At 74.2% G+C, this 25450-nt stretch carries 19 protein-coding genes and 1 pseudogene; 1 reads left to right on the forward strand and 19 read right to left on the reverse strand.

The features are described from left to right. Position 1 precedes the first annotated feature (1 nt). The 18 genes and pseudogenes from I2W78_RS18175 to I2W78_RS18255 all read right to left on the reverse strand — a co-directional run bounded on the left by I2W78_RS18175 (position 2) and on the right by I2W78_RS18255 (position 22409). Positions 2 to 721, reverse strand: a complete 720-nt coding sequence (locus I2W78_RS18175) for a zinc ribbon domain-containing protein (protein WP_196461302.1) — start codon at positions 719 to 721, stop codon at positions 2 to 4. Positions 722 to 2170: 1449 nt separating this feature from the next. Beyond that, positions 2171 to 2233: pseudogene (locus tag I2W78_RS41680) on the reverse strand (zinc ribbon domain-containing protein); the annotation flags it as partial. Between the two features lie 4 nt (positions 2234 to 2237). Then, positions 2238 to 2801: a phage tail protein gene (locus I2W78_RS18180; RefSeq protein ID WP_196461304.1), complete on the reverse strand. Its 564-nt coding sequence runs from the start codon at positions 2799 to 2801 to the stop codon at positions 2238 to 2240. Beyond that, the gene (locus tag I2W78_RS18185; protein ID WP_196461306.1) at positions 2798 to 4771 is read right to left on the reverse strand and encodes a putative baseplate assembly protein; all 1974 of its coding nucleotides are present in this window, start codon (positions 4769 to 4771) and stop codon (positions 2798 to 2800) included. Before I2W78_RS18185 ends, I2W78_RS18180 begins: the two co-directional genes overlap by 4 nt. Further along, on the reverse strand, positions 4771 to 5229 hold the full coding sequence (locus I2W78_RS18190; RefSeq protein ID WP_196461308.1) for a GPW/gp25 family protein: 459 nt from the start codon (positions 5227 to 5229) through the stop codon (positions 4771 to 4773). The genes I2W78_RS18185 and I2W78_RS18190 overlap by 1 nt, the downstream gene beginning before the upstream one ends. Next, positions 5226 to 5546 (reverse strand): PAAR domain-containing protein, encoded by a 321-nt coding sequence (locus I2W78_RS18195; protein ID WP_196461310.1) that lies wholly within the window; start codon positions 5544 to 5546, stop codon positions 5226 to 5228. The genes I2W78_RS18190 and I2W78_RS18195 overlap by 4 nt, the downstream gene beginning before the upstream one ends. A 74-nt stretch (positions 5547 to 5620) precedes the next feature. After that, positions 5621 to 7444: a VgrG-related protein gene (locus tag I2W78_RS18200; protein WP_196461312.1), complete on the reverse strand. Its 1824-nt coding sequence runs from the start codon at positions 7442 to 7444 to the stop codon at positions 5621 to 5623. Beyond that, a complete protein-coding gene (locus I2W78_RS18205) occupies positions 7441 to 8163 on the reverse strand; it encodes a CIS tube protein (protein WP_196461314.1) in 723 nt (240 codons plus the stop codon). Before I2W78_RS18205 ends, I2W78_RS18200 begins: the two co-directional genes overlap by 4 nt. Positions 8164 to 8211: 48 nt before the next feature. Next, a complete protein-coding gene (locus tag I2W78_RS18210; protein WP_196461316.1) occupies positions 8212 to 8637 on the reverse strand; it encodes a phage tail protein in 426 nt (141 codons plus the stop codon). Positions 8638 to 8667: 30 nt separating this feature from the next. After that, positions 8668 to 9150: a hypothetical protein gene (locus I2W78_RS18215; RefSeq protein ID WP_196461318.1), complete on the reverse strand. Its 483-nt coding sequence runs from the start codon at positions 9148 to 9150 to the stop codon at positions 8668 to 8670. A gap of 3181 nt (positions 9151 to 12331) precedes the next feature. Further along, entirely contained in the window at positions 12332 to 12490 is a 159-nt protein-coding gene (locus I2W78_RS18220; protein ID WP_196461320.1) for a DUF6760 family protein, read from the reverse strand. Then, the gene (locus I2W78_RS18225) at positions 12487 to 12981 is read right to left on the reverse strand and encodes a zinc-ribbon domain-containing protein (protein ID WP_196461322.1); all 495 of its coding nucleotides are present in this window, start codon (positions 12979 to 12981) and stop codon (positions 12487 to 12489) included. The genes I2W78_RS18220 and I2W78_RS18225 overlap by 4 nt, the downstream gene beginning before the upstream one ends. Then, positions 12978 to 13418: a phage tail protein gene (locus I2W78_RS18230; RefSeq protein ID WP_196461324.1), complete on the reverse strand. Its 441-nt coding sequence runs from the start codon at positions 13416 to 13418 to the stop codon at positions 12978 to 12980. Before I2W78_RS18230 ends, I2W78_RS18225 begins: the two co-directional genes overlap by 4 nt. A gap of 35 nt (positions 13419 to 13453) precedes the next feature. Next, entirely contained in the window at positions 13454 to 15016 is a 1563-nt protein-coding gene (locus I2W78_RS18235; RefSeq protein WP_196461326.1) for a phage tail sheath family protein, read from the reverse strand. Positions 15017 to 15161: 145 nt separating this feature from the next. After that, on the reverse strand, positions 15162 to 17204 hold the full coding sequence (locus I2W78_RS18240) for an ATP-binding protein (protein ID WP_196464609.1): 2043 nt from the start codon (positions 17202 to 17204) through the stop codon (positions 15162 to 15164). Positions 17205 to 17569: 365 nt separating this feature from the next. Next, entirely contained in the window at positions 17570 to 18274 is a 705-nt protein-coding gene (locus I2W78_RS18245) for a DUF4255 domain-containing protein (RefSeq protein WP_196461328.1), read from the reverse strand. Beyond that, positions 18271 to 21489: a DUF11 domain-containing protein gene (locus I2W78_RS18250; RefSeq protein ID WP_230885495.1), complete on the reverse strand. Its 3219-nt coding sequence runs from the start codon at positions 21487 to 21489 to the stop codon at positions 18271 to 18273. Before I2W78_RS18250 ends, I2W78_RS18245 begins: the two co-directional genes overlap by 4 nt. Before the next feature lie 200 nt (positions 21490 to 21689). Further along, positions 21690 to 22409: a helix-turn-helix transcriptional regulator gene (locus I2W78_RS18255; protein ID WP_196461332.1), complete on the reverse strand. Its 720-nt coding sequence runs from the start codon at positions 22407 to 22409 to the stop codon at positions 21690 to 21692. A 248-nt stretch (positions 22410 to 22657) separates the two neighbouring features. On the opposite strand from I2W78_RS18255, the gene I2W78_RS18260 reads away from it, so the two are divergent. Then, positions 22658 to 23956: a COG1470 family protein gene (locus I2W78_RS18260; protein ID WP_196464610.1), complete on the forward strand. Its 1299-nt coding sequence runs from the start codon at positions 22658 to 22660 to the stop codon at positions 23954 to 23956. Between the two features lie 218 nt (positions 23957 to 24174). Here the strand turns inward: I2W78_RS18260 and I2W78_RS18265 are convergent, their stop codons facing one another. Beyond that, a complete protein-coding gene (locus I2W78_RS18265) occupies positions 24175 to 25431 on the reverse strand; it encodes a glycosyltransferase (RefSeq protein ID WP_374222678.1) in 1257 nt (418 codons plus the stop codon). Between the last annotated feature and the right edge of the window lie 19 nt (positions 25432 to 25450).

Genomic DNA, 25450 nt, shown 5'->3' on the forward strand with positions numbered 1-25450 from the left:
GTCAGCCGCGCTGGAAGAACTCGACCTCGGCCAGGGCCAGATGACGGCCCGGGGACAGACCGACGGGTGAGCGCAGGGTCAGGCGGACCGTCTTGACGTCGCTGATCCCGGTGGGGATCGTCTGCGGGCCCGGTTTGTCGCTGAGGGTGAGCTCCTTGTGGTGCCGCTCGCCGTTCTGCGTGGTCACGTCCATGTCGAGCTGGAGCGCTCGTGCCTGGCGGCGGTAGTCCTCCGGCTTCGCGGACGCGCCGTTGGTGACGATCAGGTCGACCAGCCGGAACGGCTTGCCGAAGGTGTACGTCACCGACGCGTCCGGCGCGGGCGCGCCCCAGTAGCGGTTGCTCAGGCCGTCCGTGGTGTTCGTCGCCGGGTGCCGGGGGATCTCGGCGCTCGCCTCGGTGTCCGCGGGGGTCACGGGCTTGGCCTTGCCGAGTTTGTCCCGGGTGTCCTCGAACAGGGCGCGTCCGGCCGGGAGCAGCAGGAAACCGGCCGCGCAGAGCGCCAGCACCACGGCCAGGATCACCAGCAGCCGCACCGCCCGGCCGGAACTCGCCCGCACCCGGCGCCGGAACGGCCACACGGTCCGCCACCACGGCAGCGGGTCGGGCTTGGCGACGGGCTTCAGCTCGGCCGCGCAGCGCCGGCAGAACCGGCGGCCCGGTTGGTTGGGCGTGCCGCAGGCGGGGCAGGGCCTGCCCGCGACGTCGTCGGGCACCGCCACGGGCCGTACGACAGGCCGGGGGGCCACGGGCTTCGCGGGGTGTACGGGGACGGGGTCCGGCGTCGGTGGGTCGGGGGTCGGGGTCGGGGTGGCTGGAGGGCGGGGGCCGGGGGTGTTCCGGGTGGTCGGCGTCCGGGGGGTGGTGGGGGCGGACGGTGCGGATGGCGTCCCTGGGGTGATCGGGGCCGACGGTGCCGACGGCGTCCCTGGGGTAATCGGGGCCGACGGTGCGGCGGGCGGGGTCTGCGGTGGCTGTGCCGTCGTACCCGGAGCGGCGGGTGCGGAGTGCGAAGGTCCGTCGGGGGTTTCGTCGTGTGCGTCGTCTTCGTCGTCGCGGGTGGTCGGAGGGTGTGCAGGCGCAGGGGGCTCGGTGCGTACGTCGTCGGGGCCGGCCTGGGGTGGAGGGGTCGACGCGTCCTGCTGGCCGGGGGCCTCGTCACCGGTGCGCGAGTCCGCGGCGTTCGGAGTGCTCGTCCCCCTGACCGCGCGGCCAAGGCTCGTCAGCCGGTTCCGCAGCGACAGGCCGCGGCCGGGCGCGGCGGACGCCGACGCGGCCCCCGAACGCGACGCCGACCCGCCGCCCGAACGCGACACCGGCTCATCCGCCGAACTCGACCCCGACTCGCCCGCCGAACGCGACGCCAACCCGCCGCCCGACGCCGCCGGCTCGCCCCCCGAACGCGACGCCGGCTCATCCGCCGAACTCGACCCCGACGCGCCCCCCGAACGCGACGCCAACCCGCCGCCCGACCGCGACGCCGGCTCGCCCCCCGAACGCGACGCCGGCTCATCCGCCGAACTCGACCCCGACGCGCCCCCCGAACGCGACACCAACCCGCCGCCCGAACTCGACCCCGACTCGCCAGCCGGGCTTGACGCGGGCGCCGGAGACCCGCCCGGCGCCGTCGTGTCCCGGGCGGCCGAGGGCGCCGACGATGTGCCCCGGGCGGACGACTGCCGACTCTCCGAGGGCGTGCTCGGGACGTACGGATCCCGGGACACCGACGCCGCACTCGGAGCCGACGAACCCCGAGACCCCGACCCCATGCCCGAAGCCGACGAACCCCGAGACCCCGACCCCATGCCCGAAGCCGACGGACCCCCGGACCCCGACCCCATACCCGAAGCCGACGAACCCCCAGACCCCGACCCCACACCCGAAGCCGACGAACCCCCAGACCCCGACCCCACACCCGAAGCCGACGAACCCCCAGACCCCGACCCCACACCCGAAGCCGACGAACCCCCAGACCCCGACCCCACACCCGAAGCCGACGAACCCCCAGACCCCGACCCCACACCCGAAGCCGACGAACCCCCGGACCCCGACGCCCCACCCGCCGCCGACGGACCCCGGGACCCCAAGGGCGTGCTCGGAGCCGGTGGGTTCGGGGGCTCCGTGGTGGGGTTCGGTGTCGGTGTTGGGTCGGACCAGCCCAGGTACGAGCCGCAGTTGCCGCAGAAGTCGTCCCCGGAGTCGTTGGACGCCCCGCACGCGGGACACGCGCGCATGGCGTCACCTCCCTTCGTCGGCGGGCGGGCCGGGCAGGAGCTCCACCCGGCAGACGGTGTGCACCGGGCACATGGCCCGGACGATCTCGCGGACCCGGTCCGGGTCCACCCGCTGCTCGCGGCCCGGCCACACCCGGACCAGCGTCTCGGCGGCGGGCTGCGGCGGCAGGTCGGATCCGGCGGTGCTCGACCACACCGCGCCGCCGTCCCCGGTCACCTCGGCGTGCACGCCGAGCGCGAGGCGCAGCGCCTCGACCAGGCCGCGCCTGGTGCCGCGCCACCGGTGCAGCTCGACCGCGCGGACGACCGCCTCGCGGCGCAGCTCCACCGGCCAGTGCGGGTCGTCGGCGACGCCCACCCACGACGCCAGCCAGGCCAGGAAGTCGGTCGGCGTCACCCGGGGGTCGAGGTAGGCGGGCAGGTTGTCGAGGGTCGCGAACACCGGGGCGAGGACGGTGTCGAGACCGGCGGTGAAACGTTGCGCGAAGTCGTCGTCGGCGTAGAGGGCCGGGAGCTGTTCGCCGATCGGGTAGCGGCTCGGCAGACCGGGTACGGCGGCGCGGCTCATCCGCGCACCCCTCCCCGCGCCTCCGGCTCGACCGCCGTGACGACGACCTGGTGCTGGTACGAGAAGACCAGCGCGCCCGCGGCCAGGTCGATGCGGTCCGTCGGGGCGCCCCGGCGGCCGATGATCGGGTCGGCGGGGAAGAGGCGGATCTCCTCCACCAGCGCGTTGCCGGTGGCGCGTTGGATCACGCCGAACACCTCGCCGTACTGGACCGGCCGCCCGAACGGCCAGCCGGTGCCGTCGGGACCGCCGTGCAGCGGGTTGAGGTGCCGGAACAGCGCGTCGAGCGCCGCGTCGCGCACCCGGTCGGTGTCGCCCGGTGCCGCCGCCAGCCGGGCTACGACGGTGACGCCCTGGTAGACGGGCGGTTCCACCACGAGCCGGGTGCCGATCAGGCGTCGCTCGTCGAGGGTCGCGGTGATCGCCCGGAGTACCTGCTCGGAGGGGATGAGCTGCTCGAAGCGGAGCCGGTCGTCGCCTTCGTCGGCGACCGCGTCCGGCACCACCAGGACCCGTACCGCGCCCGCGTCCTCGGCGGCGGGCAGGCAGCGGACCCGGCGTACCGAGGGTGCCGCCTGGCGGCTGAGGATCTCGTAGTCCTCGGCGGTCACCGCCCGTTCCTGCATCCGCAGCGCCTCGGGGGCGCGCAGCCTGGCGTTGGCGACGGTCTCCCCGGCGACGCCGCCGCGCGCCGCCTCCCGGTTGCCGACCCGGGCGACGTACGGCACGGAGCTGAGCAGGACGGAGATCGCGCCGCGGGCGACGTTGCCGGCCGGGCCGCCGCCGGTGCGGTAGCGGGCGACCCTGATGTGGGCGCCCTTGGGCGGCACGGCGCCGCACTGCCGCAGCGTGCCGTCGGGTTCGCGCAGCGCCGGGGGGAAGGTGAACTCGCCGGTGGTGGCGTCCACGCGGACGTGCCGGTCGGCGGGCCCGGAGCGGCCGAAGTGCTCGACGACGTCCCAGCGTTGCCACCCCTCGGGCGAGGACACCTCGACGACGGGAGGTTCGCCGTCGAGGAGGACCGGCGGGCGGGTGAGCCGGAACGTCTGCCCGGCGACCCCCTCAGAGGTGCCGAGCGGTACGTCGGTCACGGTCTCGGCGTGCTCGACGGACATGGTGCCGCCCACGGTGAACACCGCCGCCTCACGCACGGTGGGGGACTCCGAGTAGAACGGCTGGCCCGGCTCCGCCTCGGTGACCCGGCAGCGCAGCCAGCCGGCCCGGGTCCCGCCGATCACCGACGCCGTGTGTCCGGCCGGTACGTGGACGATGACCTCGCCGGGCCGGTTCAGCCCGCCGGTGGTGTCGGTGCCGGTCTCGCACACCCGCCAGCCGCCGCCGTCCCACGCCTCCCACACCAGCGGGGGCTGGCGCGGGTCCACGCCGACGCCCTCCACGCGGCTGTCCAGGCGCACCGCGACGATGCAGCGCGGCACCGCCGTCGGCAGGCCGAACAGCAGCGCGTCACCCGGCTCGGGGGCCGTCTGGAAGCAGGGTACGTCGCGGCCCTCGGCGAGCATCCCGGTGCGGTCGGTCTGCTCACCGGTCCGGGGCGCGGCCACCAGGCGGGTCAACTCGCTGGGGACGATGCGCAGTTCGTCGGTGGTGGTGAACACCACGGGCTCGTCGGTCTCGCCGCGTGCGGTGGTCACCTCGGTGCCGGCGGGCAGCGCCACCGTGTCGGGCTGCGGCGCGGACAGCCAGAAGTCGACATCGGCCGTGGCGGCGGCCGGCGGGAACAGGCGGATGCCCAGCAGGTCGAGGAACGCGGTGTAGTTCTTGTCCGGGACCCGGTTCAGCCGGTACAGCAGCTGGTCCACCAGGTAGGCGAACGTCTCGATCAGGGTGACGCCCGGGTCGGAGACGTTGTGGTCGGTCCACTCGGGGGCGCGCTGCTGCACGTACCGCTTCGCCTCGTCGACGAGTTGCTGGAAGCGCCGGTCGTCCAGGTTGGGAGAGGGCAGGGCCATCAGGCGGCGCCCCGTTCCCCGGTCGCCGCCTCGAAGCCCGTACCGAGTTCCTCGTCGAGGGCGTCGTCGGAGGGGATCGTGTAGAAGGGGAAGACCAGGTTGCGCCGGTCGTTGGTGGAGCGCACGGTGTAGTGCACGTCGATGTAGAGGGTGCCGGCCTCGACGGCGTCGAAGGCGACCATCACGTCGTCCACCGCGATCCGCGGCTCCCAGCGCTCCAGGGCCTCGCGTACCTGCTGTGCGACGCGCCCGGCGGTGGCGCCGTCGCCGGGGGCGAAGACGTAGTCGTGGATGCCGCAGCCGAACTCGGGGCGCATGGGGCGCTCGCCGGGCGCGGTGCCGAGCACCAGGCGGATCGCCTCCTCGATCTCCCGCTCCCGCTCGACCATGCCGATCCCGCCGGTCGGTCCGACCCGCAGCGGGAACGCCCAGCCGCGGCCGATGAACCGCTCGCTCACACCGCACCGCCGATCATGACGTTCATGGCGCCGGTGACGACCATCGCGCCGCACGTGCTCTGGTCGCGCATCTTCGCGGCCGGCAACCCGCCGATGAGTACCTGTCCCTTGGTGGCCGAGGCCGGGTCGGGCTTGATCACGTTGGCCGGTCCCAGGGCCGCGTGCTGGGGGATCGGACAGGCGACCAGGCTGCCCACGACGGCGGCGGGTTTGCCGCCGATCAGCACGGTCGCCACCCGCGCTGCGGCTCCGGGCGGCGGGGTGGTGATCCGGCCGCCGTGGTTGGTGGGGTCACCGGTACGGGCTGCGGCTGGCATGCGGTGCTCCTTGCGGGAAGGTCGGCGGCCTGGAGGCCTCGCGGTTTCGGTTGGTGCGGACAGTGGCCGGGGCCTCAGTTGATGTGGACGAACTTGCCGTTGAGGACGGCCTTCAGACCGCCGTCGACCGTGGCGTCGGTCTTTCCGGTGACGCCCACCGAACGGCCGTCGATCTGGACCGAGTTGGTGCCGTTGATGTTCACGTCCTTGGCGTTCACGGTCACGGTGCCCGTCTTCGCCTCCAGCGTGATGCCGCTGTTGTCGAGCACGACGGAGCTGACGGGGTTGGCCTTGGTCGCGTACACCGTCAGCTCGATCCGGTTCCGCCGGTCGTCCAGGAACACCTCCAGGCGCTCGTCGGCGGTCATCAGCCGCACCCCCGAGCGCCCGGGCGCCCGGGCGTCCAGCAGCTCCACCCGGTGTCCCGAACGCGACACGATGGAGCGGCGGTTGACCTTCCCGGTGGTCTTGTCGATCAGCGGGACGTCGTGCGGCGACGGCTTGTCCACGCCGTTGTAGAGCCCGCCGATGACGTAGGGGCTGTCCAGCAGGCCCTGTTCGAAGCCGACCAGGACCTCGTCGTTGACCTCCGGGCTCACCACGCCTCCGCCGCCCTTGCCGCCCCACTGCACGGTGCGCACCCAGTCGGTGACGTAGGTGTCGTCCAGCCAGGGGAACGTCAGCTTCACGGCGCCGCTCTCGGCGCCGCCCGGCTCGCCCACGTCCGTCACCACGCCGATCGCCAGACCGGGCATGCGCGGGCCGCGGGACGGCGCGTTGGCGCCGGTGACCAGGCCGGTCAGGGAACGGTCGGGGCTGGCGCTCACCCACACCGTCGTCCGGTATCCGCCGTGCGGTTCGAGGACGTGCTGCACCGCCGTCGCGGTGTACTTGCCGGAGAACGCCTTCCCGACGTTGCCGAGCGTCACGGGCTTGCCCGCCCGCAGCACGGGGTTGCCCTCGGCGACCACCTCCAGCTCCCCGAAGCCCGCGCTGACCTGGGCGGCCACGGCGTCGGCGACCGCCCTCGTCTCGGCCTGGGTGCGGTACGGGGTGTCGGTGACGGTCAGCTTGGACGACTTGCCGAACCGGGCGGCGAACTGCGGGGCCAGGCCCGGCACCACCGTGTCACTGGTCACCGACGGCTGCCGGGCCACCAGCGGCCGCTTCGTGGTGACGTCCCAGCCGCGCACCTCGACCTGCTGCGCGCCGTCCGCGGCCGACAGGGAGGCCCGCAGGGTCAGCAGGTTCCGCCCGTACTCCAGCACCATCGGGTTCCGGGTGGCCGAGGTCGACGGCGCGGGCGCGCCGGACGCCTGCTGCGGCTTGGTGAACTGCAGCAGCCCCTTGTCGTCGACACGCACCTGCGCGCCGCTCTCGGCGGCCAGGAACTGCAGGAAGTCCCAGTCGGACACGTTGGCCTGGGAGAGCTGCTGGTAGGTGACCGGCGCGGCCTGCACGGTTCCGCAGGTCAGCCCGGCCCCGGCGGCCACCTTGCGGACGATGGCGGCCGCCGTCATGTTCCGGTACGCCACCACCTTGCGGCCCCGCTGGAGGCGGTGCGCCTTGGAGTAGGCGCGCACCACGGTGAACGAGCCCGTGCGGTCCCGGTCCGCCTCCAGGGCGGTCACCTCGCCGTTGAACAGCCGCTCGCGCGCCTTCCCGATCACGGTCTCCACCGAGACCTTGAGCGGGGTGCCGATGGTGATGCCGGTCTTGCTCAGGAACTCGTGGTCGGGGTCGCGGAAGGTGAGCACCGCCGCGTCCGGCAGGCCCACGTTCTCGTCGACCACACAGCTCACCAGCTGGGCGGCCCAGACCGGCGGAAGTTCGCCGGGCGTCTCCACGATCGGGTCCGCCGCGAACGACCGGCCGCCACGCTCCGCGGCAGTACTCAACTCTCCTCCTCAGCGACCGCGTCCCGCAGCCCCGGCACCACCAGTTCGGTACCGGGGACCAGCGCCATCGGGTCGTCGATGTCGTTCGCCTCGGCGATGGTCCGCCAGGCCGTGGCGTCGCCGTACTCCCGCCAGGCCAGCAGGGCCAGGCTGTCCCCCGCCACGACGGTGTGCGTACTGCGGGCGGTGCGCGCGCCGGACGTCGGGTTCTGGCCCGGCGGGTCGACGCTCGCCTCCTCGATGGACAGCCGGCAGGTGGCCCGCAGCGGCTTGCCGTCCACGTCGAACAGCGTGTACGTCACCGACAGGCTGGACAGCACCCCGTCGAACGACGTCGTCCGCGCGGTGCCCCACTCGAACCGCACCCACGGGCTGGCCGGCTTCTTGCGGCCCAGGCTGGCCGGGGTCGGCACGCACGCCTTCATCAGCTTCTCCACCGCCTGCTCCACCGAGTTGTCGTGCTTGGCGGTGGCGTCCAGGAACACCTCCAGGCTCAGCACGCGCGGGCCGCTGCCGACGAACTCGGGCAGCGCCGACTGCCCCGCCATCCGGGACGGGGAGCGCCGCCACTCGGTGGTCTTCTGCAACTGCAGGGTGGAGGGGTTGAACTGGAGGTCGAGCCGCGCGATCGTCCCGCCGGGCTTGGCGCCGACGGAGGCCGGGGGCTCCTTCAGCGTCAGCTGGGCCCTGGCCCGACTGGAGCGGGACGCTGGGGACATGCCGGCTTCCTTTCCGAGGATGCGGGGACGGGCTTGTGTGAGGGCGTGTCAGGAGGGCCGCAGCCCCTCGTGGGCGATCTCCAGGGTCTCCAGCGCGGCCTGGGAGTTGGAGGGGTCGAAGGACGGGCCCTGCCAGCGCACGGGCACGATCCCGAACACCTGCCAGCTGATGATCCGGGTCAGGTCCGGTTTCAGCGCGACGATCTCGCCGTCCTTGGGCTCCACCCGCTTCAGCGTCTCGTCGAGCCAGCGGGCGATCTTCGCCGTGTCGGCGGTGACCGGGCGGGTGAGCGTGATGTTCGACCAGGTCACGCGGCCGGGGAGTTGCCAGGTGAAGCCGTTGTTGCCGCCCTCGGCGTAACTCTCGATCTCGACCTCGGCGCCCATGCCGGAGCAGGTGTTGAAGGCGCCCAGGTCGTTGCCGCCGATCGCGAGCCGGAAGAACACGCTCGTCGCGAAGATGCTGTCCGTCATTCGTCCGTCATCCGTTCCGTGCCGCAGTCCTCAGCGGCGTCCGTCGTAGGGGCGGCCGGTGCGTTCCCGGCCGCGCCGCAGTTCGGTGCGGAGCAGCCGGGCCATCGGGTCGAGCAGGCGACGCGCCAGGTCGTCCAGGTCGATGCCGGGGTCGTGCGGCCCGCCGGCCCGGTCCGCGCGCTTGCCGGGGGCGGGCGTCGCGGAGAACAGGGAAGCCGACCGCGACCGGCCGGGCGTCGGCTCCGACTTGGCCGGTGCGTCCTCGGGTACGGCGAGATCGCCGGCGGCGGAGGTCGACCGCCGCCCCCGACCGGGCGCCGGCAGCGGCTTGGCCGTCTTCCCCGGGAGTACGGAGTCGTCCGCGCTGTAGACCGCGCGCTGGACCGGGGTCGCCGGTTCGGGTCCCGTCGTAGCGGCCCTCGGCCGGACCACGGGGACGGCCGCCGGTCCCGGTGCCGACGCCGATGTGGTCGGCGGGTGGTCGGTGAGCGGCGGTGTCTGCGGCGCGGACACCGGGAGGGATCGTGCCGGTACGGCGGCTGCCGTGCCGGATGTCTGGTGGGACGACGTGGGCCTGACCACCGGGACGCGCTGGACGAACCCCGGGGAGCTGGTCCCTCGCACGTCCGGGGAACCGCTCCCTCGTACGCCGGGGGAGCTGATCCCTCGTACGCCCGGGGAACCGCTCCCTCGTACGCCGGGGGAGCTGATCCCTCGTACCTCCGGGGAACTGATCCCTTGTACGTCCGGGGAACCGCTCCCTCGCACGTCCGGGTTTGGCGCTCCGTGCGCCGTCGCGCTCCGCTGGACCTGCGGGGTCGCCGGGGCGCCTGCGGACGGTCCCGGCGTGGGCCGCGCGGGCCCCCGGGTGGATGGGGCGGGGGCGCCGTCGGAGGCAGCCGGTGCCCCGGTCCACCGCGCCGCGACGACCGGAGGGCCGCCGGTGCGCGAAGCAGCGGACGGTGCCGCGGCCCCTTCCGTGGCCCGGGTGCTGAGGGTGAGCGGGCGCGCGGGGAGCAGCGCGAGGGTGCGGGGGGCCGCCGGGGCGGCGGGGGCAACCGAGCGCATCACGGTGAGGGGGCGCGGGGCGGCTGCGGCGGGGGGCTGGGTGCCGCCGGGGCTCTTGGGCGTGGGCCGGGCGGCGGTGGTGGTTCCGGGGGTGGTGGTTTCGGCGGTGGGCCGGGGGGCGCCGGTGGCCCCGGTTGGGGGGCGGGTCGCGCCGGTGCCTTCGGTCGTGGGGCGGGTCGCGCCGGTGCCTTCGGTCGTGGGGCGGGTCGCGCCGGGGCGCCCGGTCGTCCACCGGATCTCGCCGGTGCCTCCGATTGTGGGCCTGGTCGCGCTGGGGGCCCCAGTCGTGGGCCGGGTCTCGCCGGTGCCTCCGGTTGTGGGCCTAGTCGCGCCGGGGGCCCCAGTCGTGGGGCGGGGCGCGCCGGTGACCCCGAGCGTGGGGCGGGTCGCGCCGGGGCCTTCGGTCGTGGGGCGGGGCGCGCCGGTGACCCCGAGCGTGGGGCTGGACTCCCCGGTGACCCCGAGCGTGGGGCGGGACTCGCCGGGGCCTTCGGTCGTGGGGCGGGGCGCGCCGGTGACCCCGAGCGTGGGGCTGGACTCCCCGGTGACCCCGAGCGTGGGGCGGGACTCGCCGGGGCCTTCGGTCGTGGGGCGGGGCGCGCCGGTGGCCCCGAGCGTGGGGCGGGACTCGCCGGGGCCTTCGGTCGTGGGGCGGGGCGCGCCAGGGCGCCCGGTCGTTCGCCGAGTCTCGCCGGGGCCCTCGGTCGCTGGCCTGGCGTCGGCGGTCGTTCCGGTCGCCGGTCGGGGGTTGCCGGTGTCCCCGGTTGTGGGGCGGGTCGCGCCGGTGGCCCCGGTCGCTGACCTGGCGCCTCCTGGTCCTTCGGCCGTGGCGCGGGCACCTGTGGTGGTTTCGGACACGGAACGGGCGACCACGACCGGAGTCGGGGCGGCGGCGGGGTCCGGGGGCTGTTGGCCGCCGGGGCTCGGCGCGGTGGGGCGTACGGCTTTCACGGCCGGTCCTTCCGGTGCCGGACCCTCTGGCGCAGCGGTCCGGGACGGCGTCACCAGCGGCGTGGGGCCGGGGTCGGTGGTGCCCCCGGTGGTGGAGGGGTCCGCTGGGCGGCGCTGGACGTCGAGGGCTCCCAGCAGCGGCGCGGCCGTTCCGCCCCCTTCTGGCGCCGGAGGTGCGGACTCGGTGGGCGGCCGGTCGCTATCCGTCGCGGCCCCGGGCCTCTGGTCCTGGCGTGCCGGGGCGCGTTGGACGTCCGGGCCGGGCGCCGTACGAGAACCGTGGGCGCCATACGCGCCGGAACCAGGCAGGTCGGCGCTCGGCGGCAGCGCGGGCAGCGGCGCGCCCAGGCCACCACGCGCGCGTGCACCGCTCCGGCCCGGGGCGGAGGGGCCATCCGGGGTGTGCGGGGCCGGGGTGCCGAGGGCGGTTCCCTTCGCGCTGCCGTCGGACGACGGGCGCGGGATGCCGACTGTGCCTTCCGCGTGGCGCTGGACGACGGGAAGCGGCGGACCGGACGCGGATCCGGCGCCCTGCGCCAATGGTGTTGCCGTGGAGGGCAGTTCACTCAGCGGGGCTCCGAGAGGCGAACGGCTTCCCGCGCGCTGCACGGGGGTGGCGGCCGAGGCAGGCGACCCCGTCGGGGCGACGGCGGGCCGCAGGGCCGGGACGCGCCACGCGGGTCCGGCCGGGCGCCGGGAGACGGTCAGGGAAGGCCCCACCGGGCGGAGCCGGACGACCGGGTGGGACACGTCGGCGCCGGAGGCACGGGACGGCTCCGCCTGTCTGCCGGCCGGCGACCGGGATGCGCGCCCCGAGCTCGATGTGGACGGCACGCCGGACCACGTCTCCGAGGCGGGCCGGGCAACGCCCCCGTCGGCGGCTGCGCCCGGGAGCACCGACACACGTCGTACGAGCGGAATCTCCGGGACGGCAGACGGGAGAACGGCGTCGGCGGCGGGCACGACCGGGGCCCCGCCCGGCGCCACGGCCCGTTGGACAGGGGAAGGTGACGAGGTCAGCACAGCGGGGGAATCGCCGGAACCGCTACGGGACGGCCCTGCGGCAGAGGGCCCGGCACCGGACGAGACCGAACCAGACGCCGCTGAACCGGACGCCTTGGAACCAGACGACGCCGAACCAGCCGCCCCCGAACCAGCCGACGCTGATCCAACCGACCCCGACCCAGCCGACGCCGAACCAACCGCCCCCGACCCAACCGACCTCGGCCCACCCGCCCCCACCCCGGACGCACCAACACCCGGCGTCCCCTCCCCCTCCGCCCGCACCGCCCGAAGCAGCAACGGCCCCCCACCCGCGTGGCCGGCCTGCGGGGCGGCCGGACGTGTGACACCGCGCACCAGACCCGTAGGAGCCGTGGGCAGCACGGCATGGCCGAGGCCTCTGTCGAACGACGGGTCCTGCCAGGCGGCGAGGCCCGCGCGGAAGGCGAGACCGTCGCTGACGCCCAGCGGCGCACGGGAGACGGTGAGTTCCGGCGGGCCGGTGCGCCGCCAGCCGCCGTCCCAGTCACCGGGCACGGAAGGACCCGCAGCTCCGGCCCCGGAGGCACCCGAGCCGTCTCCGCCGGACTCGGCGGAACCAAGCCCACGGGACGCCTCCTCGCCGGACGCCCTCGCGGCCCGGCGGCGCCACCTGTCCCGCCATGCCATGTGCTCAACCGCCTTCGTTCACGCGGGTGTTGATACGGGCGATCTCGGCCACCCACTGCTGCCGTTCGCCGTGGGTCAGGTCGAGGATCTCCTCGCGTGGCCAGTGGAAGTGATAGGCGATGTACGCGACCTCCTCCCGGAGCCGGGGAAGGGCGTACGTCACGATTCCCCCAGGCGCCCACCCGAGAGGTCGACCTCGAAGCCGCCCTCGCAGTGCGGGCAGGTCACCGCCGCCCGGGTGTGGCCCTCGCTGTTGACGCGCCGGTAGAAGTCCTGGAGGAACGCGACATCGGTGGCGTACATCCGCTCCACGACCCCGGCGTGGACGTCGGTGATGCTGCCGATCCGGGTGATCACCTGGCTCAGCAGCACGACGCTCAGGTACGCCGGGTTCTCCTTGACCCGCAGGTCGATCTGCGGGCGCAGTTCGTCCCGGGCCGTGGCCAGGCGCATCGCGCCGTGCCGGTGCACCGTGCCCGCCTCGTCGACGTATCCGCGCGGCAGCTCGAACTCGAACTCGGTGCGCAGCCCGTGGTTCTCCCGGGGCGGAGGGGCGGCGGCGGGGGGTGCCGCCGCCTGCTCCGTCGCCTGGGCGGGCGCCGTCATCTGGAGGATCTCGTCCAGGTTGCCCGCCGTCACCGTACGGCGTTTCATTCGACGACGATCTCCTCGAACACGATCGTGACGGACTCGGTGGCCGGGGACGACTCGCCCGCCTTCAGGGACGGGCCCTCCCACTTGGAGGCCCAGCCCTGCATCAGCTGGATGCGGCGGACCGTGTTGCCCTCGGTGTCCTTGATCTCGATGGTGAGGTTCTGCCGCGCGGAGTTCACGGCCCCGTTGTTCAGGGTCTCCTTGATCCAGTTGGTGAACTCGCTGCTCTGGTCGAGCCCCCGGGTGATCGTGATCTCACCGGCCTGCCGGGCACCCGGCTGCTTGCGGATGATCTGCTTGCCCTCCGCGGTGACCTGCTTGACCTCGACGACATCCTCCTCGACGGTGAACCCGCTGATCTCCTGGATCGACTCGACCAGGTAGCCGCCGAGCTGCACGCCGAAGACATGGGTGGAAAGAGCATCGCCCGTTGCCATGACTGTCTGTCACCTTTCCTTGCCGGACCCGCGGGTCACTCGTCGATGAGGCTGGTGCTGTCGGAGAACTGGGCCAGCCGGAACACCACGAACTCCGCGGGCTTGACCGGCGAGACGCCGATCTCGCAGACGACCCGGCCCTGGTCGATGGACTCCTGCGGGTTGTTGTCGCGGTCGCACTTGACGTAGAACGCCTCTTCGGCGGTGCGGCCGAACAGCGCGCCACGGCGCCACTCCTCGGTGAGGAACGCCGTGACGTTGCGCCGGATGCTCGCCCACAGCCGGTCGTCGTTCGGCTCGAAGACCACCCACTGGGTGCCCAGGAGGATCGACTCCTCCAGGTAGTTGAACAGGCGGCGCACGTTCAGGTAGCGCCAGGCCGGGTCGGAGGAGAGGGTGCGGGCGCCCCACACCCGGATGCCCCGGCCGGGGAAGGCGCGTACGCAGTTCACGCCGATCGGGTTCAGCAGGTCCTGCTCGCCCTTGCTGAGCCGGATCTCCAGGTCCACCGCGCCGCGGATCACCTCGTTGGCGGGCGCCTTGTGCACCCCGCGCTCGGCGTCGCTGCGCGCCCACACACCGGCGATGTGACCGCTCGGCGGGACGGTGGTGTTGCGTCCGGCGGCCGGGTCGAAGACCCGCACCCACGGGTAGTACAGGGTGGCGTACCGGGAGTCGTAACCCGCCTCGTCGTTGCGCCAGTTGCGCACCTGCTGGGCGGAGAGCCCGGGCGGGGCGTCGAGGACGGCCACCCGGTCGCCCATCTGCTCGCAGTGCGCGATCACGGCGAGCTGCACGGTGCGCAGCCCCTCGGCGTCGATGTCGCCGCGCTGGTAGGCGCTCATCAGGTCCGGCACCGCGACCATGGTGACCTCGTCGATGGTCTCCAGGCCGCCGAACCCGGTGCGGGCCGCCGCGTCGCCGACGTACTCGGCGGGGTCGAGGCGGGACAGCTCGCCGGAGCCGGGCCTGGCGGGCGCGGCCGGGGCGTCGGGCAGGGCCACGGTCTGGTTGGCGGGCCTGCTCTGGGCGGCGCCCTGCTGCTCGGTGACCTCGATCAGCTTGGAGGCGCGGGCCTGGTTGACCAGGTAGCCCTTGACGTTCTTGCGGGTGGAGGCGTCGTAGGTCTCCGCCACCTGGTCGCCCTGGCGGACCAGGACCTTGAAGCGGTCCTCCGGCGGGTTCTCGCCGCCGGCGTCGGCGACCTCCACCGACACCCCGGTCACGCCCGGCTTGGCGGCGACCAGGAATCCGCCGAACTCGACGGGTTCCGCCGCCCTGCTCTCGCGCTGTCGCCGGTCGCCGCCGGCCGCCGGGGCGGAGGCGTCGTCGGCGGAGCCGCCGATCCGGACGATGTACGCGGCGCCGCCGCCGTTGGAGAAGTAGCCGTGCACGGCGTGCGGCAGATAGGTGCCCTCGGTGAAGCCGCCGAACAGCTGGGTGTACTGGTCCCAGCTGGTGACCAGCGTCGGCGCGTGGAACGGGCCGCGCTCGGCGAACCCGACGAACGCGGCGACGGCGGTGCCGACCCCCTCGATCGGTCGGGCACCGGACTGCACCTCCTCCACGTACACGCCCGGGGTGAGGTACGTCGGCATGCTCGCTCCTTCGCGTCCTGCGGGTCGGTCAGGTGTGTCCAGGCCGAGTCTTCGCGAGGGCCCGTCACGGGGACAGGGACCCGCGGACCTGGGCGGGGGCAAGACCGCTGCCTTTCCGGACGCCCCGAGCTGACCGTCCGGACGCTCAGGCGTCGGTGACCTGCGCCAGGTACGGGCCGAACTCGCCCTCCAGGACCAGGCGTCCGAGCTTGCGGTACTCCTGGGCGACGGCCGTGACCAGCTGCCGCATGGTGAGCGGCCGGCCGGACTCCGCCGCGAGGTAGGCCGCGGTCACCGCGCAGGCCCGGATCGAGCCGCCGGCCAGCTCGAAGCGGTCCGCGCAGAAGCGCAGGTCGAGGTCGTCGGCGCGGGGCAGCCGCTCGCCCAGGCAGCGTTCCCACAGGGCGAGGCGCTGGCCGGCGTCGGGGACGGGGAAGTCCGCCACCACGTCCAGGCGGCGCGTGAACGCCTCGTCCAGGTTGGCCCGCAGATTGGTGGTCAGCACCGCGATCCCGTCGAACGACTCCATGCGCTGGAGCAGGTACGCCGACTCCATGTTGGCGTGCCGGTCGTGCGCGTCCTTCACCTCCGAGCGCTTGCCGAAGATCGCGTCGGCCTCGTCGAACAGGAGGACCGCGTTGACCGCGGACGCCTCGGTGAAGATCCGCTCCAGGTTCTTCTCGGTCTCCCCGACGTACTTGTCGACGACCGTCGACAGGTCCACCACGTACAGGTCCATGCCCAGGTCGGCCGCGACGACCTCGGCGGACATGGTCTTGCCGGTGCCGGACTCCCCGGCGAACAGCGCGATCACGCCGCGCCCCCGGCCGCCGCCGGGCCGCATCCCCCACTGCCCGAGCACCTGCTCGCGATGGCGGGCGCGCAGGGCGAGTTCGCGCAGGCGCCGGTGGGTGATCGGCGGGAGCACCAGGTCGTCCCAGCCGACGCCGGGCTCCACCCGGCGGGCGAGCCGTTCGAGCCCGGCGCCGTTCTGGGCGCGTACGGCGGCGCGCAGGTCGTCGGGTCCGACCGGGCGGCCCGCGAGGGCGGCCGTGCGCAGCGCCACGTCGGCGGCGCGGCGCACCTGCCCGGAGTCCAGGCGGTGCGCGGCGACCGCCCGGGCGAGCGCGTCGGCGTCGCCGGTCACCCCGGCCCCGTGGCCGGCACCGGCGGCCCCCTCGAGGGCGTACCGCCAGCGCGCGGCCTGCCGTTCGGGGGAGGGCGCCGGCACGGTCAACACCACCGGGGTGTCGGCCGCCCACGCCGGATCCCAGCCGACGGTGCCGTGCGTGAGCAGCGGCAGCCCCCGCAGCGCCGCGCACAACGCCGCCAGCGTCCGGGTCCGTTCGGCGGGCTCCGGGGGCAGCGCGTCCAGGGGGCCGAGGACGACCCCGGCGCCGGTCAGACGGGCTTCGAGACCGGCCACCCGTGCGAGTTCCGGTACGTCGCCGGAGCGCCGGGCGAGCGCCACCGCGTCCAGGACCAGCGGGCGCCGCCCGGCCGCGCGCAGGCCCGCGGTGGCCAGGCCCTCGGCGTCACCGCCCCGGCCGCGCAGGTGGACGAGGCCGACACCGGTCCCGGCCGCGGCGGCCGCCCGCCGGACCTCCGCCGCCTCGGCGCTCGGATCCTCACGGGCCTCGCCGAGCACCCCGGCGAGCCGGGCGTCGGGCCGCGTACCGCCCAGGAGGTGCGCGGTGACCCGGTCGGGCACCACCAGGACGCGGGACAGCGGCGGCCGTTCGGGCTCGGTGACCTCCACCAGGCCACCGGCGATCAGCGGGGCCCCGGGGGCGAGCCGGAACCGGGCGGACGTCGCGCCGCCGAGCCCGCACAGCTCCAGCGCCAGCCCGACCGTGGGCCGACGCCGCGTCAGGTCGTCGTTGAGATAGCCGTAGAGCCGCTCGAACCGCGCGTCCAGGTCGGGCGCCACCGCGACCAGCAGCAGGTCCAGGTCCAGCGGCGCCAGCCCGAACCGCCGGGCGAGCCCGTCGAGGAGGGACCCGGCCGGCGGGTGCCAGGGTTCCTGGGCGGGTACGTCGAGACCGCCCGGCTCGTCCAGGATGCGTACCGCCGCCTCGGGGGTGAGGTACTGGCCCCGGTACGGGTCGTCGGGGTCGGGATCGACGGCACGACGCACGGCCACCGCGCCCCGCACCCGCTCCTCGACGAGACGCAGCCGCGTCCACAGGGGGTCGAGGTCACCGGTGACTTCGGCCTCGGCGGCGGCATCGGGGCCGGCGGTGAGGTCGGAGGCGGCGGCGACATCTGGGCCGGCGGTAACGTCGGAGCCGGTGGCGACCTCGCGTCGGTCGGCGACATCAGCCTCGACAGCGGCACCGCGACCGCCGGTCACCTCACCTCCACCGGAGACATCGGCCTCGACGGCGGCATCGGGGCCGGCGGTGAGGTCGGAGGCGGCGGCGACATCTGGGCCGGCAGTGACGTCGGAGCCGGTGGCGACGTCGGAGCCGGTGGCGACGTCGGAGCCGGTGGCGACGTCGGGGCCGTCGGTGACCTCGTGGCCGTCGGTGACCACCGGCTCAGCGGTGTGCGTCACGGCTGTCGGTCCCTTCGACGGCGACGGGCGGCGGCGGGCGGCCGCTCGCGCTCCCCGGCGAAGCCCTCCGGGCCCGGGTCGCTCACCTCCGTGTAGCGCAGCCGACGCCCCGGCGTCGCCTCCGCGCCCTCGCGCCGGGCGGCCGAGCGCACCACGAGCCCTTCGGTGACCGGCGGTGCGGCGGCCGTGGTGACGCCGGCGAGCGGCGCCCGTACCCGCACCCCGAGCGACGCCTTCAGCTCCCCGCCGAGCGCCGACCACACGTCGGAGGCGGCCGGTGCGTCGAGTCCGGTGCCGGCGGTGTCCAGGCTCACGATCAGGCCGAGTTCGGCGAGCGTGCCGGTGAGCAGCCGCGCGGGCAACGTGTCGTGGGCCACCAGACAGGCCAGCACCTGCGACAACAGCCGGTGTTCGTCCTGGGGGCGGTTCGCCCACGCCGTGACCAGGTACGTCAGCTCGAACCAACGCGGCGGACTGCGCCGGGCCACGAGGTGGCCGTCCTCGTCGTACACCTCCCCGGCGCCGCTGCCGCGCCGGGTGGCGTCCTCGCGGATGTCGTACAGGAAGACGCAGACCGTCGGTGCGCTGCGGCGTGCCGCCCAGTCCCGGGTGGGGGCGTCGAAGACGACCTCGACGCCCGACGCCTCGAGGCCGGACTCGCCGAGCAGTCGGCGCAGCCCCTCGTCGACCTCGTGGATCACCGGCGCACCACCTGGTCGGGCGGCTGGATGCTGCCGCTGACCACCAGGAAGTCGGTCTTCACCGGCGAGAACCCGGGGCCCCTGGCGGTGATGACGCGCGGCCCGGTCTGGTCCTTGGCGAGGATGAGCAGCTGGCCGATGAACGTGCCGTCCGGCTTCGGCACGGTCGGTGCCGCCGCCGCGGTGATCCCCGGCTTCCAGGTGAACCGCACCGGCACCCCCGGCGGGAAGTCCTTGCCGCGCACCGAGGTGACGAAGCCGGGCTTGCCGATCGGCGGCACCGCTTCGATCCGCGGCTGCAGGATCCGGATCCGCTGCCGTGCGGTGTTGTCGCGCCGGTCGGCGTCGGTGCCGGTGGTGGTGAGGTCGCCGGTGACACGGCCGGTCAGCGCCTTGTCGGGGCTGAGGACGACCCGTACGACGGTGCTCGCGCCGGGTTCCAGATCCGGCAGCGCGCACAGCCAGGAGCTGTCGCAGCCCGCCGGTGGCCCGCTGTCGGGGATGCCCCGGGGCAGGCCGATGCGCAGCCGCAGCCCGGTCGCCAGCGCGTTGCGGCCGTTGCGCACGGTGTACGTCACGACCACGCGCCCGCCGACGTATCCGGGGTTCGGCTGGGCGGTGACGCGCACGCCGGGCCCGGCCTCGGGCTCCTCGGGCTCCGGCGGCACGGTGGGCGGCCGGGTCGTCGGCGGCACGATGGTGGGCGGCGCCGGGGTGGGCGGCGCCGGGGTGGGCGTGGGCGGCGTCGGGCTCGGGGTCGGTGGCGGCTGCGGGGCCTCGCGCACCGGCACCACGGTCCGGCCCGCGTTGTCGCTGGGCCTCGGGTCCAGGACCGTACCGGTGACCGACCAGTCGACCGGCGCGTCGCCGGGGGTGACGCCGGTGAGCGTGACGTTCACCGGCACGGTGGCGCCCGGCGGCACCACACCGACGTCGCACTGGAGGGAGGCGGCGTCGCAGGTGCCGCCGGGCCGGGTCAGCCGGGTGACGCGCACGCCGGGCGGCGGGGCGATGGTCAGCCGGGTGCCGGGGGAGGCGGCGGGGCCGTGGTTCACGATGTCGACGCGGACCGTGGTGGAGCCGCCGACGGTGACCTCGGGGGTGGTGCCCGGCGCCCGGAGCGCGAGGTCCACGGACTGCTGGACGCTCGGCTCCTTCTGGCGGCCCGGCAGGCCGGTGGTGACGGGGGTGATGTCGCCGGACTCGACGTCCAGGAGGTGCAGCTTCTCCGGGCTGTTGGCCGGGAGGCCGGCGCGGGAGCTGAACACCAGGCCGGTGCCGTCGGCCGTCCAGGCGGCGTCCCGCGGCTGGTGCGGGCCGGTGGCGGAGGTGTCCGGCAGCTCCCGGCCGCAGGCGCCGGGGACATCGCGGGCGGCGGCGGGCAGCAGCACCCGGCAGTCGTCGCCGGACACGGACGTCAGCAGGATGCCGTTCTGTTCGTCGACGCGGCCGCCGCCGCTCTTGCGGTTGAAGGCGATGCTGAGTCCGTCCGGGGAGAACGCCGGGCTGTCGTCGATGACTTCGCAGTCGCCCGGGCAGAGCGTGGCGCTCAGGTCGCGCTGCGCGCCCAGGTCGTTCACGGGCACGGTCCACACGTGCTTGTTGCCGCCGCCCCCGTCGATCACCTGGTTGCGGGTGAAGGCCAGGGTGGTGCCGTCGGACGACCAGGTCGGCTGGGCGTCCTCGCCCCGGAGCTGCCCGGCCGGCGGGACGATCTCGCCGGTGATCGCGCCGGTGGCGACCTCCGCGACGAGGATCCGGCTGGGACCCGCGGCGTCGCCGACACCACCCGGCGAAGTCCTGACGAAGGCGAGGAACTTGCCGTCCGGGGAGAACGTCGGGTCGGTGTCCCAGTCCTTCGGGCCGCGCCCGGCGAGCGGCATGGGTGCCGGGTTGGAGCCGTCGGCGTCGGCCATCCAGATCCGCTCGATCCGGCCGTCGGGGGTGTCCTCGAAGCGGGTCACCACGATCCGGCGGCCGTCCGGGGTGTAGTTCTGCCGCTCGGTCCACGGGTCGTACGGGGGCGCGGGCTGGAACAGCGGGTCCTTGGCGGGATCGGTGTTGGTGTCGGCCGCCGGGTCCTCGTTGAGGATCGTCAGCCCCAGGTCGCGGGGGTCGACCCCGTCCGTGCGGACGTCCTGCAGCGTCACCACCTGCGCGCCGGAGTGCTCCTTGTCGGGGGCCGCCGCCGAGGTGCGCTCCACGACCACGCCACCGCCGTCGAGCGGGCCGAGCCAGGTGGGCGAGAGGACCTCCCGGTTCTCGTTGAGCACGAGCGAGGGAACCTGGTCGGAGTGGGCGGTGGTCCGGAACACATGGTCCCAGTCGCCCTCGCACTCACAGGTGATCTCGGGGCTCAGGAACACCACCCCGTCCCCGTCGGGCAGCCACGCCGCCCCATGGGCACGCCAGTTGGCTATGGCGCCGCCGAACAGCGGTTCGTCGCTGGTCCCGTCCGTCACCCGCAGCCGCGGTCCGTTCTGAGTCGTGGTGGCGGTGTACGCGATCCAGTTCCGGTTCTCGTCGTCGTTCACCGGGTTCCACACCGGCTCGGTGGCCGTGCCGTTGGCCGGGTCGGTGACCCGGGTGGCGGTGCCGCCGCCCAGCGGCCGCACGTAGACCTGCTGCCCGACCAGCGGGTCGCTGTCGCTGGAGTACGCCAGCCGCTGCCCGTCCGGGGACACCGTCGGGCACTCCTCGTCCGCGGGGGTGTCGGTGAGCCGCGTCAGGCCGGTGCCGTCGGTGCGCACCAGCCACAGGTCGCGCTGCGTCCCGCCGCCCGGGCCGCCGGGTCCGGCGGAGTCGAACACCACGGATCGGCCGTCCGGAGTCAGCCGGGGATGCGCCGCGTCCATGCCGCTGGTGAGCCGGCGTACCGAACCGTCGGCGGACCGCAGATAGATCTGCGGGTTCTTCTCATCACGGCGGCCGGCGAAGACCAGCTGGTCGCCGAGTGCGGACGGCTGGACGTCGAAGTGGGCCGGGCCCGCACCGAACAGCGGTGTGCTGGAGGTGGTGGTGTCGACCCGGCCGAGACTGCGGTGCCGGGTACCGGCGTACGCGATCCGGGTGTCCGGGGCGGCGGCCACCCGGGGCCGGGAGTCGGCGCTGTCCTGCCCGGTGGCGGCCGTGACCCCGAGCAGCGGGATCAGCAGCAGCAACGACGTGCCGAGTCTGCCCAGGCGGTACCGCCCGCCGGGGCCAGCGGTTCCCATCACGGTCCCCCTCGCAGTGTGGTGCGGCATCGGGATGTGCCCCCACCACCCTGCGCAGGCCGCACGCGAAGCGGCAGGGCGGTGGGGCCGCACCCGGGGGAAGCGGGCGATGCGCTTTCGGGCAACGCCCGGTTCCTGGCCGACTTTCATAGAGAGCGCTCTCAGAACAGCAGAGCGCTCTCAGACCTCGAAGAGCGCTCTCAGATCAGCCCGTTGCGCAGCGCGTAGCCCACCGCGTGGGCCCGGTTGCGCAGTTGCAGCCGCGTGATGATCTCGTGCAGGACGTTCTTGACGGTCCGTTCCGAGTACGACGTCTTGCGGGCGATCTCCGCGGTGTCCAGGCCCTCCGACACCAGCCGCAGCATGTCCGCCTCGCGCGTGGTCAGCGTGGACAGGGACACGCCCCGCGGGTCGAGCGCCGAGCGCTGGAGGCTGCCGACATGGGTGAGCAGCTTGCCGAGCAGGTCGCCGGGCAGCACGCCCTCGCCGTTGGCTATCGCCTGGACCAGGTGCAGGAGCTGGTCCTGGTCGGCCTCGACCCGCCGCAGCACCGCTGCCACCCCGCACTCGATGACGCGCGGTAACGTGCCGGGCCCAAGGGTGCCGACGACGAGGCCGGTGCGGGTGGCGGTGTTGTGCCGCAGCCGGTTCAGCAGGGCGGCGACGTCGTCGTCGACATGGTCAACGATCACCAGCGACACCTGGGCCCGCTCCGCGTCGGCGTCGGCGAGCAGGTCCACTTCGGGGCGCTGCCGCAACTGCTGGACGACGCCGACGCGCAGCACCGGGTCAGCGGCGTAGACCGTGACGCTCACTCGTGCCGGGCGGTCGGAAAGCGAAGTGCGGGGCGTGGCCCGCGCCTGGGCGGGCACACGTGAGGTGCTGGTGGGGGCCGGGCTGTTTTCCGCAGGGCAGGTCATGGAGGGTTACCTGTCTCGTGGTTGATGGGGGTGGATACGGGCTCGATGCGACCACCGCGGGGGCGGCGCACGCGAGGCGGCTCGCCGTAACAACGGCCTCGCACAGGCGAGTTGGCCCTGACTTGGCGGGCACCGCGACTGCCCGGATATTGCCCTCGCGCTCCTCGTGACGCCGCCGGGCCCGGCCCTACCGTGCTGGCGTGACGCCTTCTGCAGCCGCTTCCGGACCCGGTGCGCCCGGTCTCGACATCCCGTCGGTGACGGTGACGCCGGGTGACACCGCCACGACCCGTCTGACCGTGCGCAACGACAGCGACATCGTCGAGGCGTACAACCTGGAGGTCGTCGGGGACTGCGCCGCCTGGACGACGCTTGAACCCGCGCGGGTCTCCCTCTATCCGGGCACCTCCGAAACGGTGACGATCCGTCTGGAGCCACCTCGGTCACCGGAGATCCGGGCCGGTGAGATGCCTCTCGGCGTGCGGGTGCTGCCGACCGAGCACCCCGAGTCGGTGCGGGTCCTCGAAACCACCGTGCACGTCGAGGAGTTCCACGAGCTCCACACCGAGCTGGCCCCGCGCCGCCGGCGCGGCTGGCTGCGCGGCCGCTACCGGCTGGCGGTGCGCAACCAGGGCAACTCCCCGGTGCGGGTGGGCTTCACCGCGGCCCAGCAGGGCGAGGAGCTGGGGTTCGCCTTCAACCCGGCGGAGCCGAAGCTGGAGCCCGGCGAGTCGACGGAGGTCGGGCTGCGGGTCCGCACGGCCCAGCCGGTGTGGTTCGGCGCCCCGGTGGTGTGGCCGTTCACCGTGAGCACGGCCGAGTCCCGTGACGAGGAGGAGACTCCCGGGGACGAGACCGGCGTCCCGGCGCCGCTGGACGCGGAGTTCGTCCAGATCCCGATCTTCCCGAGGTGGCTGCTGGTGCTGCTCGCGGCGCTGCTCGCGCTGCTGCTGGCCTGGTTCGCGCTGGTCCGTCCGGCGGTGCGCAGCGCCGCCAAGGAAGCGGCCACCGAGGCGGTCCAGCCACGCCCGACACCCGCCGGGCAGGGGGACGGGCAGAGTCCGGGCGCCGACTCCGGTGGCGGTGCGGACGCTCAGCCCGGGGGCGGCGGACAGGAGTCGGGTGCACCGGCCGGTTCGGGCGGTGACGGTGCGTCGGGCACCGGCGACGGCACCTCGGCCGGCGGGGGCCAGCAGAGCTCGGCGACCATCGACCTGGAGACGTCCACCGGGGAGACCAGGACGGGCACCTACCGGGTGCCGGAGGACAGCGTCTTCGGTGTGACGGACATCGTGGTCGCCAACTTCCAGGGCGACGAGGGGCTCCTGACCATCACCTTCGGCGACCGCAAGGTGACCACGATCGCACTGGAGACCTTCCGCAATCAGGACTATCACTGGGTGACCCCTATCAAGATCCCTGAGAACGACACCGTGACCGTCGAAGTGACCTGCCAGAAGCCGGGCACACCGGCCACCGGCCGACAGGCGGAGGGGTGCCACGAGGTTCTGAACGTGAGCGGTGTGCTCAGCCGTACCGCGCGGTGACTCAAGCCTCACACTTTCGACATTGTCGATCGCTGTAGACGCCACCTGAAAGACTTGGATCTTCTTCCGACTGGAAATCGACAACCCAGGTCCGAAAACCAGCACCCGAATTTCTTACGGCACACCGAGTCCAGCACGTGCATGAAGGCGCCGAACCCGATGAGCTTCGTCCGACAGCCTCGCGTTCCAGGCGGTCGGGCGGGCGACGGTCGTCGTGGTCATGTAGCCGCGGAGCCGGTGCGCTTTCGGGGCCGGGTGCCGAACACCCACGCCCGGAAGAGCAGGAACCGCAGCAGGGTCGCGGTCAGGTTGGCGGCGATCAGTACGGCGAGCTCGACGCGGGCCCCGGCCGACGGCACCGCCTGGTGCAGAACGGCGAGCGAGCCGCTGGTGAGCGTCAGGCCGAGCAGGAAGACCGCCAGCCCCCTCGCCTGGTGGCGTACGACGCCGCCGGGGCCGCGGATGCCGAAGGTGAGGCGGCGGTTCGCGGCCGTGTTGCCGATGGCGCAGATCAGCAGCGCGACCGCGTTGGCGGCCTGGGCTCCCACCACCGGGCGCAACAGCGTGTAGAGCAGCAGGTGCGCGAGGGTGCTCACCGCTCCCACGGCGGCGAACCGCACGAGTTGCATGACCAGCCCGCCCGACGGCTCCCCCTCGCCACCGCGCCGCAGTTCGGCGGCAGGCAGGGTGCCGCGCGCCAGCGCCGAGCCGATCCGGGCGATGCCGCGCAGATCGGCCAGGGCCGTGGCGAGGATGTCGACCCGGCTGTCGGGGTCGTCCACCCAGTCGACCGGCACCTCGTGGATGCGCAGGCCCGCCCGCTCGGCGATGACCAGCATTTCCGTGTCGAAGAACCAGCCCGAATCCTTCACGAGGGGCATCAGCCGCTCGGCCACGTCACGCCGCACCGCCTTGAAACCGCACTGTGCGTCGGAGAAGCCCACGGCGAGGGTGGAGCGCAGGATGGCGTTGTAGCAGCGGGAGGTGAACTCCCGTTTGGGGCCGCGCACGACGCGGGCGCCGGGCGCCAGGCGGGTGCCTATGGCTATGTCGGAGTGCCCCGATATCAGCGGGGCGACGAGCGGGAGCAGCGCGGCCAGTTCCGTGGACAGGTCCACGTCGACGTAGGCGAGCACCGGGGCCGACGAACGGGACCAGGCGGTGCGCAGGGCCCGGCCGCGGCCCTTCTCGTCGAGCCGCAGCCCCTCCACCTCCGCCAGTTCACCGGCCAGCCGGACGGCGATCTCCGGGGTCCGGTCCGTGCTGGCGTTGTCGGCGATGGTGATCCGGAACGGGTAGGGGAAGGTCTCGCGCAGGTACGCGTGCAGCCGCCGGACGCTCGGCTCCAGATCCGTCTCCTCGTTGTACACGGGGACGACCACGTCCAGGACGGCGTCCGGGTGGTCGGTCGGGACCGGGGTGCGTCGGGGCAGCGGGTGTACGTCCTTCACGGCGGCGGTCCCTTGTTCTCTCACTGGCTGGTCCTTGTTCGTA

This window comes from Streptomyces spinoverrucosus, from assembly GCF_015712165.1.
Lineage (GTDB): Bacteria > Actinomycetota > Actinomycetes > Streptomycetales > Streptomycetaceae > Streptomyces > Streptomyces spinoverrucosus_A.